General features: G+C 67.2%; 16 protein-coding genes and 1 tRNA gene. 10 read left to right on the forward strand and 7 right to left on the reverse strand.

Annotated elements, in window-relative coordinates; all coding sequences use genetic code 11:
* Positions 1-3 precede the first annotated feature (3 nt).
* The 8 genes from AC5Y7E_RS23015 to pth all read left to right on the forward strand — a co-directional run bounded on the left by AC5Y7E_RS23015 (position 4) and on the right by pth (position 6342).
* A tRNA-Gln gene (locus tag AC5Y7E_RS23015) sits at positions 4-75 on the forward strand.
* Between the two features lie 121 nt (positions 76-196).
* Positions 197-1690 (forward strand): bifunctional UDP-N-acetylglucosamine diphosphorylase/glucosamine-1-phosphate N-acetyltransferase GlmU, encoded by a 1494-nt coding sequence (gene glmU, locus AC5Y7E_RS23020; protein WP_499950850.1) that lies wholly within the window; start codon positions 197-199, stop codon positions 1688-1690.
* 94 nt (positions 1691-1784) lie between these two features.
* Positions 1785-2765 (forward strand): ribose-phosphate diphosphokinase, encoded by a 981-nt coding sequence (locus tag AC5Y7E_RS23025; protein WP_499918417.1) that lies wholly within the window; start codon positions 1785-1787, stop codon positions 2763-2765.
* Positions 2766-3110, forward strand: a complete 345-nt coding sequence (gene arsC / locus AC5Y7E_RS23030) for an arsenate reductase (glutaredoxin) (RefSeq protein WP_499950851.1) — start codon at positions 2766-2768, stop codon at positions 3108-3110. It begins immediately after the preceding gene.
* Positions 3107-3766: an LpqN/LpqT family lipoprotein gene (locus AC5Y7E_RS23035; protein WP_499950853.1), complete on the forward strand. Its 660-nt coding sequence runs from the start codon at positions 3107-3109 to the stop codon at positions 3764-3766. The genes arsC and AC5Y7E_RS23035 overlap by 4 nt, the downstream gene beginning before the upstream one ends.
* 128 nt (positions 3767-3894) lie before the next feature.
* Complete coding sequence (locus AC5Y7E_RS23040; protein ID WP_499950854.1) at positions 3895-4764, forward strand: oxidoreductase; 870 nt, start codon at positions 3895-3897, stop codon at positions 4762-4764.
* Positions 4765-5085: 321 nt separating this feature from the next.
* Entirely contained in the window at positions 5086-5754 is a 669-nt protein-coding gene (locus AC5Y7E_RS23045) for a 50S ribosomal protein L25/general stress protein Ctc (protein WP_499950855.1), read from the forward strand.
* A 12-nt stretch (positions 5755-5766) separates the two neighbouring features.
* The gene (pth, locus tag AC5Y7E_RS23050; protein ID WP_499918422.1) at positions 5767-6342 is read left to right on the forward strand and encodes an aminoacyl-tRNA hydrolase; all 576 of its coding nucleotides are present in this window, start codon (positions 5767-5769) and stop codon (positions 6340-6342) included.
* 16 nt (positions 6343-6358) lie between these two features.
* On the opposite strand, the gene AC5Y7E_RS23055 is transcribed toward pth, so the two are convergent.
* The 5 genes from AC5Y7E_RS23055 to AC5Y7E_RS23075 all read right to left on the reverse strand — a co-directional run bounded on the left by AC5Y7E_RS23055 (position 6359) and on the right by AC5Y7E_RS23075 (position 12267).
* Positions 6359-7993: a fatty acyl-AMP ligase gene (locus AC5Y7E_RS23055; protein ID WP_499918423.1), complete on the reverse strand. Its 1635-nt coding sequence runs from the start codon at positions 7991-7993 to the stop codon at positions 6359-6361.
* A gap of 224 nt (positions 7994-8217) precedes the next feature.
* Positions 8218-9174 carry a 4-(cytidine 5'-diphospho)-2-C-methyl-D-erythritol kinase gene (locus tag AC5Y7E_RS23060; protein ID WP_499950856.1) on the reverse strand — a complete coding sequence of 319 codons (957 nt, stop codon included), beginning with the start codon at positions 9172-9174 and terminating at the stop codon, positions 8218-8220.
* Between the two features lie 59 nt (positions 9175-9233).
* Positions 9234-10175 carry a 16S rRNA (adenine(1518)-N(6)/adenine(1519)-N(6))-dimethyltransferase RsmA gene (gene rsmA / locus AC5Y7E_RS23065; RefSeq protein ID WP_499950857.1) on the reverse strand — a complete coding sequence of 314 codons (942 nt, stop codon included), beginning with the start codon at positions 10173-10175 and terminating at the stop codon, positions 9234-9236.
* Entirely contained in the window at positions 10139-11266 is a 1128-nt protein-coding gene (locus AC5Y7E_RS23070) for a resuscitation-promoting factor (protein WP_499918426.1), read from the reverse strand. Before AC5Y7E_RS23070 ends, rsmA begins: the two co-directional genes overlap by 37 nt.
* Positions 11267-11424: 158 nt before the next feature.
* Complete coding sequence (locus AC5Y7E_RS23075) at positions 11425-12267, reverse strand: TatD family hydrolase (RefSeq protein ID WP_499950858.1); 843 nt, start codon at positions 12265-12267, stop codon at positions 11425-11427.
* Between the two features lie 33 nt (positions 12268-12300).
* Here AC5Y7E_RS23075 and metG point away from each other — a divergent pair, with 33 nt between their 5' ends.
* Positions 12301-13857: a methionine--tRNA ligase gene (gene metG / locus AC5Y7E_RS23080; protein WP_499950859.1), complete on the forward strand. Its 1557-nt coding sequence runs from the start codon at positions 12301-12303 to the stop codon at positions 13855-13857.
* Positions 13858-13972: 115 nt separating this feature from the next.
* Complete coding sequence (locus tag AC5Y7E_RS23085) at positions 13973-14377, forward strand: PAS domain S-box protein (RefSeq protein WP_499918429.1); 405 nt, start codon at positions 13973-13975, stop codon at positions 14375-14377.
* Here AC5Y7E_RS23085 and AC5Y7E_RS23090 read toward each other — a convergent pair.
* A complete protein-coding gene (locus AC5Y7E_RS23090) occupies positions 14370-15080 on the reverse strand; it encodes a TetR family transcriptional regulator (RefSeq protein WP_499950860.1) in 711 nt (236 codons plus the stop codon). The two genes, AC5Y7E_RS23085 and AC5Y7E_RS23090, sit on opposite strands and share 8 nt — an antisense overlap.
* A 15-nt stretch (positions 15081-15095) precedes the next feature.
* Complete coding sequence (locus AC5Y7E_RS23095) at positions 15096-15776, reverse strand: TetR family transcriptional regulator (protein ID WP_499950861.1); 681 nt, start codon at positions 15774-15776, stop codon at positions 15096-15098.
* Positions 15777-15851: the final 75 nt, after the last annotated feature.

Raw genomic sequence — 15851 nt, forward strand, 5'->3', positions numbered from 1 at the left:
CGATCCGTCGTGGTGTAATCGGCAGCACCTCTGATTTTGGTTCAGATAGTTCAGGTTCGAGTCCTGGCGACGGAGCTTTGATTGCTGATTGCGATATCCCATCGTTTTTTGCCTTCACCGCAGCTGAAGTGACACGCTTGACGGCGTGTCGGCGCTTGAAGCGCGCAGCCCGCGCGAACCAACGCAAGGAGGGTTGATGTCGTCTCCTGGTGATACCGCGGTCCTGGTGCTGGCGGCCGGGCCCGGCACCCGGATGCGCTCGGACACCCCGAAAGTCCTGCACACCATCGGTGGGCGCAGCATGCTGTCCCATCTTCTGCACGCGATCACCAAGGTGGCTCCCCAGCACCTGGCCGTCGTCCTGGGCCATGATCACGAGCGGATCGCCCCGCTGGTGGCCGACTGGGCCGACGCCCTGGGACGCCCCATCGATGTGGCGCTGCAAGAGCGCCCCCGCGGCACCGGCGACGCCGTGCTGTGCGGCCTGTCCGCGCTGCCCCCCGACTACGCCGGGGTCGTCGTCGTCACCTCGGGCGACACCCCGCTGCTGGACGCCGACACCCTGGCCGACCTGATCGCCACCCACAGCGCGGCGCCGGCCGCGGTCACCGTGCTGACCACCACGGTGAGCGACCCCAGCGGCTACGGCCGCATCCTGCGCACCCAGGACAACGAGGTGATGGCGATCGTGGAACACGCCGACGCCACGCCCTCGCAACGCGAGATCCGTGAGGTAAACGCCGGCGTCTACGCCTTCGACACCGCGGCGCTGCGCTCCGCGCTGAATCGGTTGAGCTCCAACAACGCTCAGCAGGAGCTCTACCTGACCGACGTCATCGCCATCTTGCGCGGCGACGGCCTGGCCATCCACGCCCGCCACGTCGATGACAGCGCGCTGGTGGCCGGCGTCAACAACCGCGTCCAACTGGCGCAGCTGGGTGCCGAACTGAACCGCCGCATCATCGCGGCCCATCAGATGGCCGGCGTCACCATCGTCGACCCGACCACCACCTGGATCGACGTCGACGTCAGCATCGGGCGCGACACCGTCATCCAGCCGGGGACGCAGCTGCTCGGCCGCACCCAGGTCGGGAGCCACTGCGTCGTCGGGCCGGACACCACCCTGACCGACGTCAGCGTCGGCGACGGCGCCTCGGTGGTCCGCACCCACGGCACCGCGTCGTCGATCGGCGCCGGCGCGACCGTCGGACCGTTCACCTATCTGCGACCCGGCACGGTGCTGGGCGACGACGGCAAGCTCGGCGCGTTCGTCGAGACCAAGAACGCCACCATCGGCACCGGCTCGAAAGTGCCGCACCTGACCTACGTCGGGGACGCGGACATCGGCGAACACAGCAACATCGGCGCGTCCAGCGTGTTCGTCAACTACGACGGCGAATCCAAGCGGCGGACCACCATCGGCTCGCACGTGCGCACCGGCTCGGACACCATGTTCGTCGCGCCGGTGACCGTCGGCGACGGCGCCTACACCGGGGCGGGCACGGTGGTGCGCAACGACGTCCCGCCCGGAACGCTCGCGGTATCCGCCGGTCCACAACGCAACATCGAAGGATGGGTGCGCCGCAAGCGCCCGGGCAGTGCGGCCGCGCAGGCCGCCGAGGCCGCCGAGAAAGCCGCCGGTCAGAGCGTCACGGCCGGCTCAGCGCCAGAAGCCGAACCGACACCGTGAATTTGCTAGCTGGCAACCCGGCCATCGTTCCGTACCATTCGCTTCGTACGATGGGGCCTTCCATCCCCCACCCCGATTTGGCGAGGGCAGTGCGTTGAGCCACGACTGGACCGATAACCGCAAAAACTTGATGCTCTTCTCCGGCCGCGCGCATCCGGAGTTGGCCGAGCAGGTGGCCAAGGAACTCGACGTCCACGTCACCGCACAGACCGCGCGGGAGTTCGCCAACGGCGAGATCTTCGTGCGGTTCCACGAATCGGTGCGCGGGTGTGACGCCTTCGTCCTGCAGTCGGCCCCGGACCCGGTCAACAACTGGCTGATGGAACAACTGATCATGATCGACGCCCTCAAGCGGGGCAGCGCCAAGCGGATCACCGCGGTCATGCCGTTCTACCCCTATGCCCGGCAGGACAAGAAGCACCGCGGCCGCGAGCCGATCTCGGCTCGGCTGGTCGCCGACCTGCTCAAGACCGCCGGCGCGGACCGGATCGTCACCGTCGACCTGCACACCGACCAGATCCAGGGCTTCTTCGACGGGCCCGTCGATCACATGCGCGGGCAGAACCTGCTGACCGGCTACATCCGCGACAACTACCCCGACGGCAACATGGTGGTCGTCTCGCCCGACTCCGGCCGGGTGCGCATCGCCGAGAAATGGGCCGACGCGCTGGGCGGCGTCCCGCTGGCCTTCATTCACAAGACCCGCGACCCGCGGGTGCCCAACCAGGTGGTGTCCAACCGCGTCGTCGGTGAGGTGCAGGGGCGGACCTGCGTCCTGATCGACGACATGATCGACACGGGCGGCACCATCGCCGGCGCGGTCAAGTTGCTGCGCGACGAGGGCGCCGGTGACGTGATCATCGCGGCCACCCACGGCGTGCTGTCCGATCCGGCCGCCGAGCGGCTGGCCGCCTGCGGCGCCCGGGAAGTGATCGTGACGAACACCCTGCCGATCGGCGAGGAGAAGCGCTTCCCCCAGCTGACGGTCCTGTCCATCGCGCCGCTGCTGGCCAGCACCATCCGCGCCGTCTTCGAAAACGGTTCGGTCACCGGGCTTTTCGACGGAGACGCCTAGATGGCCGATTCCGTCATCTATCACAACCCCAAATGCAGCACCTCGCGCAAGACGCTGGATTTATTGCGGGACAACGGCATTGAGCCTACTGTCGTCCAATACCTGAAAACCCCGCCGTCGCGCAGCGAGCTGGTGAAGATGATCCGCGACGCCGGCATCGACGTGCGCGCTGCGGTGCGCAAGCGGGAAGCCCTCTACGAGGAGCTCGATCTCGCGGCCGCGAACGATGACCGCTTGCTCGACGCCATGGTCGAACACCCCATCCTGATCGAACGACCCTTCGTCGTCACGCCGAAGGGCACTCGGCTGGCCCGCCCGATCGACGCGGTCCGCGAGATTCTGTGAATCGGCTCGGCCGCCTCGTGGCCGCTGCCGCGACGGTTGCGGCGGCTTTCTTCGCCGCCGCCTGCGCACCGAAACCGCCTGACTACCAATCGATCCTGTCCAACACCCCCACCACCACGACCACCAAGCCGGCGGAGAAGCCGGTTCCGCTGTCGCAGTATCTGCAAAGCATCGGGGTGACCGGAGAGCCGGTGGCGCCGGGATCGCTGCCCGACCTGACGGTGTCGATACCCACACCGCCGGGCTGGTCGCCGTTCACCAGCCCGAACATCAGCCCGCAGACGTTGATCATCTCGCAGGGCGGCAAGTTTCCGACGGCGAGGCTGGTGGTGTTCAAGCTCAACGGCGACTTCGACGCCGCCCAGGTCATCAAGCACGGCAACGACGATGCCCAACTGTTCGAGAACTTCAAGCAACTGGACGCCTCGGGCGCGCCCTATAACGGCTTCCCCTCGTCGATGATCCAGGGCAGCTACGACCTCGACGCTGGTATGCGGCTGCACAGCTGGAACCGGATCGTCATCGCGACCGGATCACCGCCCGCGCGCCAGCGTTATCTTGTGCAGTTGACCATCACCGGCTTCGCCAATCAGGCCGCCGCGCAGGCGAGCGACATCGACACGATCATTCACGGGTTTGTCGTCGCGGCGAAGTGATTGGCGATACGGCGCTGATCTCAACGAAATTGCCGTCACGGTCGTAATCGACAATCAAACACAGCCCTGACGGCAATCTCGGCGGCCGTTCGGCGGCGCGGCGCGCTCCGCGATTAGTGTTGTCTGCCATGACTGGCTGGACCGCCGCTGATCTACCGTCGTTCGCCGAACGAACCGTCATCATCACCGGCGCCAACAGCGGGCTGGGCGCCGTGACCGCCCGCGAGCTGGCGCGACGAGGGGCCACGATCATCATGGCCGTCCGCGACATCCGCAAGGGCGAGGCCGCGGCCCGCCGGATGGCCGGTCGGGTCGAGGTGCGGGAGCTCGATCTGCAGGACCTGTCGTCGGTGCGGCGATTCGCCGACGGGGTGGGCCAGGCCGACGTCCTGATCAACAACGCCGGCATCATGGCCGCCCCCTTCGGCCTGACGGTCGACGGCTTCGAGACCCAGATCGGCACCAATCACCTCGGCCATTTCGCGCTGACGAACTTACTGCTGCCCAAGCTGACCGATCGGGTGGTGACCGTGTCGTCGATGGCGCACTGGCCCGGAACCATCAACCTCGACGACCTGAACTGGCAGAACCGGCGCTACTCGCCGTGGCTGGCCTACAGCCAGTCCAAGCTCGCCAACCTGCTGTTCACCAGCGAGCTGCAGCGCCGCCTGACCGCCGCCGGTTCCCCGCTGCGCGCGCTCGCCGCCCACCCCGGCTATTCGCACACGAACCTGCAGGGCGCCTCCGGCCGCAAGCTGGGTGACACGTTGATGTCGGCCGTCACCCGGGTGGTCGCGACGGACGCCGATTTCGGCGCCCGGCAAACCCTGTACGCAGCGTCCCAGGATCTGCCCGGCGACACCTTCGTGGGCCCGCGATTCGGCCAGATCGGCCGGACGCAACCGGTCGCGCGCAGCCGGCGGGCCCGGGACACGGCCACCGCGTCGGCGCTGTGGTCGCTGTCCGAGCAGCTCACGAAGACCCAGTTTCCCCTCTGAGCACGTCCGTCACGTGAGCTCCTCGCCGACGGATAGACGTTTTGCCCGCCTTCGAGCGACAACCCAGGTCGACCGCACCACGGCCGCACACGACCGCACACGACCGCACACGACCGCAAAAGCAACATGCCCCCGGCAAGTGACGGGTGTGACAAGACCGCGACCGGCCACGAATTTCCCCTGTGAGGTGCGGATGCGCTAACCTGGCCGGGCGTCACGGCGAGGGTGGCTGGCTGGCCAGCACCGTTATCGACGGAGACCGACGAATCGTCGCGACCCCGGCCGTGCCCCGAACACAGGCGAGCACACAGGAGCGACAAGATGGCCAAGCAAGCACTCAACCAGCTCAAGGTCGCGGTCCGCGGCGAGACGGGCAAGGGTGCGTCGCGGCGGGCCCGCCGCGACGGCAAGATCCCGGCCGTCCTCTACGGCCACGGCTCCGCCCCGCAGCACCTGGAATTGCCCGGCCATGACTTCGCGGCGGTGCTCCGGCACGCCGGCACCAACGCGGTGCTGACCCTCGACATCGAGGGCAAGGAGCAGCTGGCGCTCACCAAGTCGCTCGACATCCACCCCATTCGCCGCACCATTCAGCACGCCGACCTGCTGGTCGTGCGTCGCGGCGAGAAGGTCGTCGTCGAGGTCCGCGTCGTCATCGAGGGCGACGCCGTGCCCGGCACCCTGGTGACGCAGGACGCCAGCGCCATCGAGATCGAGGCCGACGCCCTGTCGATTCCCGAGCAGTTGACGGTGTCGGTTGAGGGCGCCGAGCCCGGCACCCAGTTCTCCGCCGGACAGATCGCCCTGCCCAACGGTGTCAACCTGATCTCCGACCCGGAGACGCTGGTGGTCAACGTCGTCACCGCGCCGACGGAGGAGGAGCTCGCCGAAGAGGGCGCCGGCGAGGTCACCGAGGAAGCCGCTGCGGCCGAAGGCGAGGAAGCGGGCGAGACCGGCGAAGAAGAGGCCGCCGAAGCCGAGTCCGAGTAGGCGGATCACAACGTGGCCGAGCCGTTGCTGGTCGTCGGCCTGGGCAATCCCGGAGACAACTACGCCCGGACGCGACACAACGTCGGCTTCATGGTCGCCGACCTGCTCGCGGCGCGGATGGGTTCGAAGTTCAAGGCGCACAAGCGTTCCGGCGCCGAGATCGTCAGCGGCCGCCTCGCCGGGCACTCGGTGATCGTGGCCAAGCCGCGCTGCTACATGAACGAATCCGGCCGTCAGGTCGGCCCTCTGGCGAAGTTCTATTCGGTGACACCGGGCGACATCATCGTCATACACGACGATCTCGACTTGGACTTCGGCCGTATCCGGCTCAAGATCGGCGGCGGCGAAGGTGGCCACAACGGTCTGCGTTCGGTCGGGAACGCTCTGGGCAGCAAGGACTTTCAGCGGGTTCGCATCGGGATCGGCCGTCCGCCCGGACGCAAGGATCCGGCGGTGTTCGTGCTGGAGAACTTCGGCGCCGCTGAGCGCCCCGAGGTCCCCACCATTTGCGAGCAGGCCGCGGATGCCACCGAGTTGCTGATCGAACTGGGGCTAGAGCCCGCGCAGAACCGCGTCCACGCCTGGTAGCCGCCGCGTAGCCGGACTAGGTGACCAGGTCGAGCGACGTGGATCGGCGCAACTTGCCCGACGGCGTCTTCGGGATGGTGCCCGGGCCGAGCACCACCACGTTGCGCGGCCGGACGTCGACCTCGGCCACCACCTCGCGGGCGACCCGGTGCTCGATGCGGCGCACCTCGGCCTGGTCCTGGTAGGCGTTGGACTCCACGGCCACCGCGAACGTCTCGCGGGAATGGCCGGCGTCCAGGCGCACGGCGACCGCGCAGCCCGGCCGCACACCCTCGACGCGGCAAGCGGCGCGCTCGATGTCGGTGGGATAGATGTTGCGGCCCGCCATGATGATGACGTCCTTGACGCGGCCGCACACCACCACGTGGCCTTCCTCGGTCAGGTAGCCGAGGTCACCGGTGTCGTACCAGCCGTGCTCGTCCTGGGCCGAGATGAACCCGCCCATGGTGAGGTAGCCGGGCGTCAGCGACTCGCCGCGCAGCTCGATGACTCCGACCCCGCGCGCCGGCATCACCTCGCCGTTCTCGTCGATGATGCGCGCCTCGAGGTCCTTCAGCAGCGGGCCGAGCGTGGCCAGCCGGCGGGTGTTGCCCTTGGTGGCGGGCACGGCCCGGCGCAGGGCGGCCAGCAGGTCGGCGTCGACCTCGTCGACCACCAGACCGGCGTTGCACTCCGAGAAGGACACGGCCAGCGTGGTCTCGGCCATGCCGTAGGCCGGCAGGATCGCCGACGGCCGCAGGCCGAAGGGCTTGCCCGCGTCGAGCAGGTCCTCGACGTCGGCGGGCTCGACGGGCTCGGCGCCGGACAGCGCGAACCGCAGGGTCGACAGGTCGAAGTCGCCGGGCTTGGCCTGCCGGCGCAGCCGCTTGGCCAGCAGCGCGTAGGCGAAGTTGGGCGCCGCGGTCATGGTGCCCTTGTACTTGTCGATGAGCTTGGCCCACAGCAGCGTGTCCCGCAGGAAGTCCATCGGGGTGACCTTGACCAGCTCGGCACCGAAGTACATCGGGATGGTGAGGAATCCGACCATGCCCATGTCGTGGAAGCAGGGCAGCCAGCTGACCATGACGTCCTTGTCGACGTCGTACTGGGCGCCGATGAACATCGCCTCGGCGTTGGAGTAGATGTTGCGGTGGGTGATCTGTACCGCTTTGGGCGATCCGGTCGATCCCGACGTCAGCTGCATCAGCGCGAGCGCGTCCTCGCCGACCTCGACGGGGTCGACCGGTTCCGCCGCGAGCAGATCGGCAACGGTGACGACGTGAATGCCCTTCTCCTCGAGGACCGGGATGGCCACCAGGAAGGGCTCCGAGACGACGACGGCCTTCGCCTCGATCATGCCGATGACGTTCATGGTGTCCTCGGCCCACACCGCTAGGTCCGTGCGTGGCGTTGGCTGGTGCAGCATGGTGAGGCTCGCGCCGCGCATCCACAGGCCCTGCGCCGTCGGCGCGATCTCCACCGGATAACCGGCGAGCACGCCGACCGCGTCGCCGGGCCCGATGCCCGCGGCGGCCAGGCCACCCGCGATACGGCGCGCGCGTTCGTGGACCTCTCCCCAGGTGTGACGGACCGGTTCGTGGGGTTCACCGGTGACCATGCCCGTCGTCGCGGACCGGGCATTGCGGTACATCTTCTCGGTAAACCTGCTCACAAATCCTCCTCGGTTGCAGCCCTCGTACCAACGCCCCGGATTTCATGGTCCGCCCGCTGGGTAGCGCTTCGCCGCAAGCACGCCAACACAGTTGAGCGGCGGTTAGGTCTCGGATCGATGATGCGTCCGCATCCGCCGCGATCCGGCAGCGCTTCCGGTCACCGCGCCTCATCTTAAACTCCTCTTAGGGAGGCGCCAAACCAACGCACACGTTGGGAAGAAATTCACACTTCGGTGGGTGTAGGCACCACGCGCGCGCCCACCACCGGCCCACTGGCGACCCGCACCGTGCGGCAGACACCCGCGCCGGACACCTCGGTCCCGATGTCGACCGCGGCGGCCGCCGACGAGCACAGGAAGGCGCACGTCGGGCCCGAACCGGACACGATGCCCGCCAGCGCCCCGGCCTGGGCACCGGCGCGCAACGTCCGCCGCAGGGCGGGGTGCAGGCTCACCGCGGCCGCCTGCATCTCATTGCCCAGCAGCGGCGCCAACTGCTCGGCGTCGCCGGCGGCCAGGGCGGCCAGCACCGGCCCGGGAGCGGGCAACCGGGGCGGATTTCCCGCCTCGCGCAGCCGGTCCAGCTCGGCGAACACGGCCGGCGTCAGCAGCTCACTATCGGCGAACGCCAGCACCCAGTGGAAGGTGTTGCGGGACAACACGGTCGCTAACTCCTCACCGCGGCCGGTGCCCAGCGCGGTTCCGCCGTGCAGCGCGAACGGCACGTCACTGCCCAAGCGGGCGGCCAGCATGCGCAGATCGCGGCGGGGCACGTTGAGCTCCCACAGCGAGTTCATCGCGACCAGCACTGCCGCAGCGTCGGCGCTGCCACCGGCCATACCGCCGGCCACCGGAATGGTCTTGTCGATCATGATCGACACATCCGGCGCCCGGCCGACGTGTTCGGCCATCAGCTCGGCGGCCTGCCAGGCGAGGTTGCGTTCGTCGGTGGGCAGCGTCTCGGCGCCCTCGCCGACGATCTCTAACGAGAGCACATCGGCGTTGCGGACCGTCACCTCGTCGAGCAGCGAGACGGCCTGAAAGATCGTGTTCAGCTCGTGATAGCCGTCCTCGCGGCGGTCACCGACCGCCAGGTAGAGGTTGACTTTTCCGGGCACCCGAACCGTGACCGAGCCGGTGGGAACCCACTGCGCGGCGGTGTTGCCATCAGACGCTGACACCGCAGCAGACTATCGCTGCAACCGGCAGATCACACGCAACGGCGCCCCGGCGGCCGCCGTCAGCCCGCGGACGCTCCCTGCTCGGCGGTCGCTGCTGTGCCAGGGGGCCGATCGGCGGACCGCTGCCGCAACCGGACGAAGTCGTCGATGGAAAGGGTCTCACCGCGGCGGGCGGGGTCGATGCTGGCGGCCAGCAGCCGATCCGCCGACTCGTTGCCCGAGCCGGCCCAGCCCACGAACGCATTACGGCACGTCTTGCGCCGCTGCCCGAACGCGATGTCGACCAGTTCGAACACCTGGCGGCGGAAGGCTTCGTCGGTGGGCCACGGCGAGGTCGCGTACCGGTCGATGCGAACCAGGCCGGAGTAGACGCGGGGAATCGGCCAGAAGACGGTCGGCGACACCATGCCGCAGCGACGAACCCCACCGAAGAAGCGCACCTTGACGCTGGGCACGCCGTATTCCTTGCCACCCGGCTCGGCGGCCAGCCGCTCGGCGACCTCGGCCTGCACCATGACGGTCACGGTGCGAATGGACTCAAACTCGGCGAGCAGGTGCAACAGCGCCGGAACGGCGACGTTGTAGGGCAGATTCGCGACCACCGCGGTCGGCGGGACGGCGAGCTCGTCGCGGCGCAGGGTCAAGACATCGCGATTGACCACCGTCAGGCGCTGGCTTTCGCTGTTGGAGTGCTCGGTGACGGTTTGTGGCAGCCGTTCGGCCAGTACCGGATCGATTTCGACGGCGGTGACGGAGGAGCCGCGGTCGAGCAATGCCAGGGTCAGCGACCCCAGCCCGGGCCCGACTTCCAGGACGTGGTCAGACCGGCCCACCCCGGAGGTCGAAACGATCCGGCGCACCGTATTCGCGTCGTGAACGAAGTTTTGGCCGAGGGATTTCCGTGGCCGAAATTCAAGTTCTTTCGCCAGCCGCCTGATCTCGGAACGCCCGAGCAGCCGAACGGTCAGCGTGCACCAGCTCTTCCGCTGCACACTGGCCACGCGCCCCAACCCTGGCGCTCACGGGTCACCTCGGCAACGGTGATCTGCTCTTCACGGGTGGCGAGGTCGGCGCGAGAGGCGAACCGCAAACCGCCGTTGCGCTCCCAGGTGCCCTGGTCGAACTGCACACCGCCGTAATACCCGTTTCCAGTGTTGATCGCCCAGTTTCCGCCCGCCTCGCAGCTCGCGATCGCATCCCAGACGGAACCGTCGCTGACCGGAGGCACCTCGGTGCCGGGCTTGGTGCCGATGCGCACCACCGAGTCGCGGGCGGGCGTGATCACCGTGTTGGCGATCGGCAGCCGGCCCGTCTCGACGCCGTTGACGGTGGCCACCGAGAAGGTGACGTCTTGGGTGCCCGGGCTGCCCGGATCCTCGACGACCTGGCGGCTCATGTTCATGCCCGGATCTTCGATGCGACGGGCGGTGGGCGGCAGCGGGATTCGCTCGGTGACCTGCTGGATCCGGTTACGGGTGACCTGGACTTCCATCCCGTCGACGATCGGCATGCTCGCGGGGGGCGTCACCTGGTCGCTGTCCAGCAGCGGTGCGCCCGCGGCGCTCAACAGGCCGGCGACGTTGGGCGCCGCCAGGTGCACATTGCGGATAGCGCCGGCGTCGTTGATGCGGACGGTCTTGGCGCTGACCACGGGCAGCGCCATTCCGGCCAGCGGAACGCGGCTGCCGCGGTTGGCCGCGGCCGGCGCGGTGTCGGTCATCGAAAGCTGAGCCAGCGCCTCGTCGACTGTGGATGCGGTGGTCCACACCTGCTTGGTGTCGCGGCCGTCCAACGAGATCTGCAGTGGGCGGCTGCGCCGCAACACGATCTTGCCGGCGTCGTGGACCGCGACATCACCGGCGGGATACAAGTCGTCGCGTTCGTCGATGGCAAAGCCGTTCTCTTCAACGACGTCGATCACCCGCGACTTCATGGTGGTCACCTGCATGGCGACCCCGTCGACGGTCAGCGTCACCGTCTTGCACACCGAGACCGCGTATCCGCCCGCGAATGCCAGGACTACCAGCAGCCCTCCGACCACGAGCCGCAACATCGGCGAAGGATTCTGATGCAGTTTTGTCAATACACTCAACGCGCGCTACCCAACCCTCAACGACCAACTCATTCAGCAGCAAGTCACAAATTAAGGGCCCGTAGGCCCTACCGTTCGATCACAAGACGGTAACGAACCGGTCAAGGTTGGGCAACTCCAACGCGGCGACTTTAAACCAAATCGCCTGGTCGTTTACCTCACACTGTGACCAATCCGTACACCCGCGCAGCATTGCGAGTTGTCATCTCGGCCAGCTCTTCCGGGCGACAACCGACCAGTTCGGCGATCGCCCGAACAGTATAAGGAAGGCAATAGGGCTCGTTCGCAGTCCCCCGATAGGGGTGCGGCGTCAGGAATGGCGCGTCGGTCTCCACCAGCAGCTGCCCCGGCGGGATCAACGGGATGGCTTCGCGCAGGGCGTGCGCGTTGCGGAAGCTCGCGGTACCGGAGAGGCTCAGCAGCCACCCGGCGTCCACGCAGCGGCGGGCCATGGCGACGTCAGACGAAAAGCAGTGAAAGATCACGGCGTCCGGGGCGCCCTCGGCCGCCAGCACGTCGAGGACCTCGGCGTCGGCGTCGCGGTTGTGGATCATCAGCGGCTTGCCACATCGCTTCGCCAGGTCGATGTGCCAGGCGAACGCCTCGCGCTGCACGGCCGGCTCGGCGCAGCCGTCCAGACGGCCGGGCCAATACAAGTCCAGGCCGGTTTCGCCGACCGCCACCACCCTGGGATGGGCCACCAGTCGCTCGATGTCGGCTCGGGCGGCGTCGTCGAGCGCGTCGGCGCGGGTCGGGTGCAAGGCCACCGCAGCGTAGACCCGCGGGTCCCACTCGGCGGCGCGCGTGACCCAGCGCGCCGAATCGAGGTCGTCGGCGATGGTGACGACCGCCCGCACCCCTACCGCCGCCGCGCGGTCCACGATCGCCCGCACGCCCTCGGCGTCGGCGGCGCCGCACGCATCCAGGTGGGTGTGCGCGTCGACGAGTGGGCTCAACGGCTCGGGGGCCGGGGGCGGCTGGCGTTTGGAGCTCACGCGCACACAATAAGGTGCCCCCAAATAAGGTTGAGGGCGATGAGGCCCTATTACGTCACCACCGCGATCACCTATCCGAACGGCGATCCACACATCGGGCATGCGTACGAGTACATCGCGACCGACGCGATCGCCCGGTTCAAGCGGCTCGACGGGTTCGATGTGCGGTTTCTGACCGGCACCGACGAACACGGCCTCAAGATGGTCGAAACGGCGGCGGCCGAGGGCATCCCGACGGCCGAGCTGGCCCGGCGCAACTCCGATGTGTTCCAGCGGCTGCAGGAGCGGTTGAACATCTCCTTCGACCGCTTCATCCGCACCACCGATCCGGACCACCACGAGGCGTCCAAGGAGATCTGGCGTCGGATGGCGGCGGCCGGTGACATCTACCTGGACACCTACTCGGGGTGGTACTCGGTGCGCGACGAGCGGTTCTTCGTCGAATCGGAGACCAAACTCCGCGACGACGGCACCCGGCTTGCCGTGGAGACCGGCGCCCCGGTGACGTGGACCGAGGAGCAGACCTACTTCTTTCGGCTCTCGGCGTACACCGACAAACTGCTGGCCCACTACGAGGCGCACCCCGAGTTCATCGGACCCGACGTGCGGCGCAACGAGGTGGTCAGCTTCGTCTCGGGCGGCCTGCGCGACCTGTCCATCTCGCGCACCTCGTTCGATTGGGGCGTGCAGGTACCCGAGCATCCCGACCACGTCATGTACGTCTGGGTCGACGCGCTGACCAACTACCTGACCGGGGTCGGCTACCCCGACACCGAATCCGAGCGGTTCCGGCGCTACTGGCCGGCCGACCTACACATGATCGGCAAGGACATCATCCGATTCCACACCGTGTACTGGCCGGCGTTTTTGATGTCGGCCGGAATCGAGCTTCCGCGTAGGGTTTTCGCGCACGGCTTCCTGCTCAACAAGGGCGAGAAGATGAGCAAGTCGGTGGGCAACGTCGTCGACCCGATCAACCTGGTGGACACGTTCGGCGTGGATCAGGTGCGGTATTTCCTGTTGCGGGAAGTTCCCTTCGGGCAGGACGGCAGCTTCAGCGAAGACGCCGTAGTCACCCGGATCAATTCCGACCTGGCCAACGAGTTGGGCAACCTGGCCCAGCGGTCATTGTCGATGATCGCCAAGAACCTCGACGGGGTCGTCCCCGAGCCCGGTGAGCTGGTTGCCGCCGACTCCGAGTTGCTCGCGGCGGCCGACGGTTTGATGGACCGGGTGCGGGCCCACTTCGACTCCCAGGCGATGCATCTGGCCCTGGAGGCGATCTGGCTGATGCTCGGCGAGGCCAACAAGTATTTCTCAGCGCAGCAACCGTGGGTCCTGCGCAAGAGCGAATCCGCGGCCGACCAGCGACGGTTCCGCACGGTCTTGTACGTCACCTGTGAGGCGGTCCGCATCGCCGCGCTGCTGGCCCAGCCGGTCATGCCGGAGTCGGCCGGCAAGCTGCTCGATCTGCTCGGGCAGGAGCGCGACCAGCGAGCGTTCGCCGCCGTCGGCACGCGCCTGACGCCCGGCACGGCGCTGCCCGCTCCCACGGGCGTGTTCCCCCGCTACCAGCCGGTTTCCGAAGCTGGGTGAGCAGCCGGGAGCAATGGGTCGTCCGCATCGGTGAAAGCGCCGAGCACAGCCTTCACGGATAGGCCATAATCGGCCGGTGGACCGACGAAACCACCGGCCACCGAGCGAATCGCCGATGGCCGCATTGCAGCGCCTGCCGGCTTTGGTCGCGCTGGAGCAAATCGCGGTTCCCGTGCTGGCGATCGGACATGACGGCAGTGTCCTGTTCGCCAACACCGCCTTTGCCGACATGATGGGCTATCGGCGAGACGAGGCCTTGTCGCTGCGATTCGAAGAGGTCTTCCTCCACGCGCAGGAATCGGATTCGGTGTTGGCGACGGTTCATGCGCTAGCGAATACGGTCGTCGAAATGGCGCACAAAGACGGCTCGGTCGTGCGCGCGATGATGAGCAACTCCGCAACCACGCAAGTGGACGACCAGTTCGCGATTGCGGCGTTTCAGGATCTGACCGAACAGCTCTGGGAAGAGGCCACTAGCCTCCGCCGCGGGTCGAGGCAACAACGCGCGGGATCTAGTTGATTTCCGATTCCGTTGCGGCCTCTTCACGGGAAGCCCTGGCCGCGGCGCGGCGTGTTTCTTCGCGGTAGAGGAATTGCTCGAAGTAGGGCAGCGACGCTTTTGAGACAACACCTGGGAGCAGCAAATTCCATATTTGATGCAAGCGTGCGGTGGGATCACCGATGACCTTGCCGACTTTGTCGTGGCTCCATATCGCGTTGGCTACCAATTGCGTTCCGAATATGGCGCCGATGATCGAGGCGCTGAACACGTCGGGGTCGATCTCACTGCGGAGGTCCCCCTCTTTGATAGCGCGCCGCGCCTCGTGTGCCGCCTCCCGAATCAAGTTGGCGTAGAAGCTCGAGGCGGTCGGGTTGAACCCGCCCAAAGCGATGGCCAATTGTGCAGCCGCGCGGGCCATTCTGTCCGAGCTCAACAGCTCAACGACTGTGAATGTGCCGTGCAACAGGTTCTCCAGCCCGGGCGACGACGACCCACCGACGTTGCGGAAAGCCCTGAGAAGTGTGTAGGACCCTTCCTCAATGATGTTCGCCGCCAACGCTTCCTTCGAATCGAAATGATGATAGAGGGCGCCCTTCGTCATTCCCGTCCGCTCGATGATGGTGTTCCATCCAGCGGCGGCGTACCCCACGTCACCGAAAACTTCGATCGCGGCATCGAGAATTTTTCGGCGAGTGGCTTCAGCCCGAACTTGGCGTGCCATGGTGGCAGTCCGCCGTCACTGCTGCTCGTCGGCATCCGCTGAACTGGTGTCGATGGCCAGCGCGGCTCGCCTCCGGAGAAATTGGCGGAAGTACTCGGTGCGGCCCGCTTGCAGAATCCCGGTCAGCAGCAGCAACCAACACTTTTCCAGGTCCAGCAGGAACCGCGCGGGTTCGTCCAGATTGCTGGTTTTTCGCAGCCCGATGTGCAGCGAAACCATCAAGCGGCCGATGTCCTCCGGGTCGCACGATTGGTCGATGTCGCCCTCGCTCTTGGCCTGCTCGGCGACACCGGCCAGGGCGCTGATCCATTGATCTTGCAACTTCTCCTGCAGCCCATCCGCCAGGCCGACCGACTCCATCAGATTCAGCCCCGACCTGACCTCGTCGGTCTTGATGTCCTTGACGGCGATCAGATACGAGAAGTCGATCAGGGTCTCGAGGCCCGAGCGCCCGCGCGTCATCAGCTCGTGCACGTCGTCGGTGCCCGCCTCGGTCAGGCTGTCGATGATCGCGACTGCCAACGCGTGCTTCGACCTGAAATGGAAATACATCGCGCCTTTGGTGAGTTCGGCCTCACTCAGAATGTCGTCGAGACCTACGGCGTGGTACGGACGGCGGGCGAACTCACGGGATGCGGCCCGCAGGATCTGTTGCCGGGTCGCATCCGCTCGTCCTTCAGTCGAATGAGTCGTCATCGCACTCGCTAGCTCGGGTTCCCCGCGGAGCGGGGTTTGACGCGCATTTCCCGGCGAGATAGCCGCCGGGGGCTC

This window comes from Mycobacterium sp. NGS17 (genome assembly GCF_059813205.1).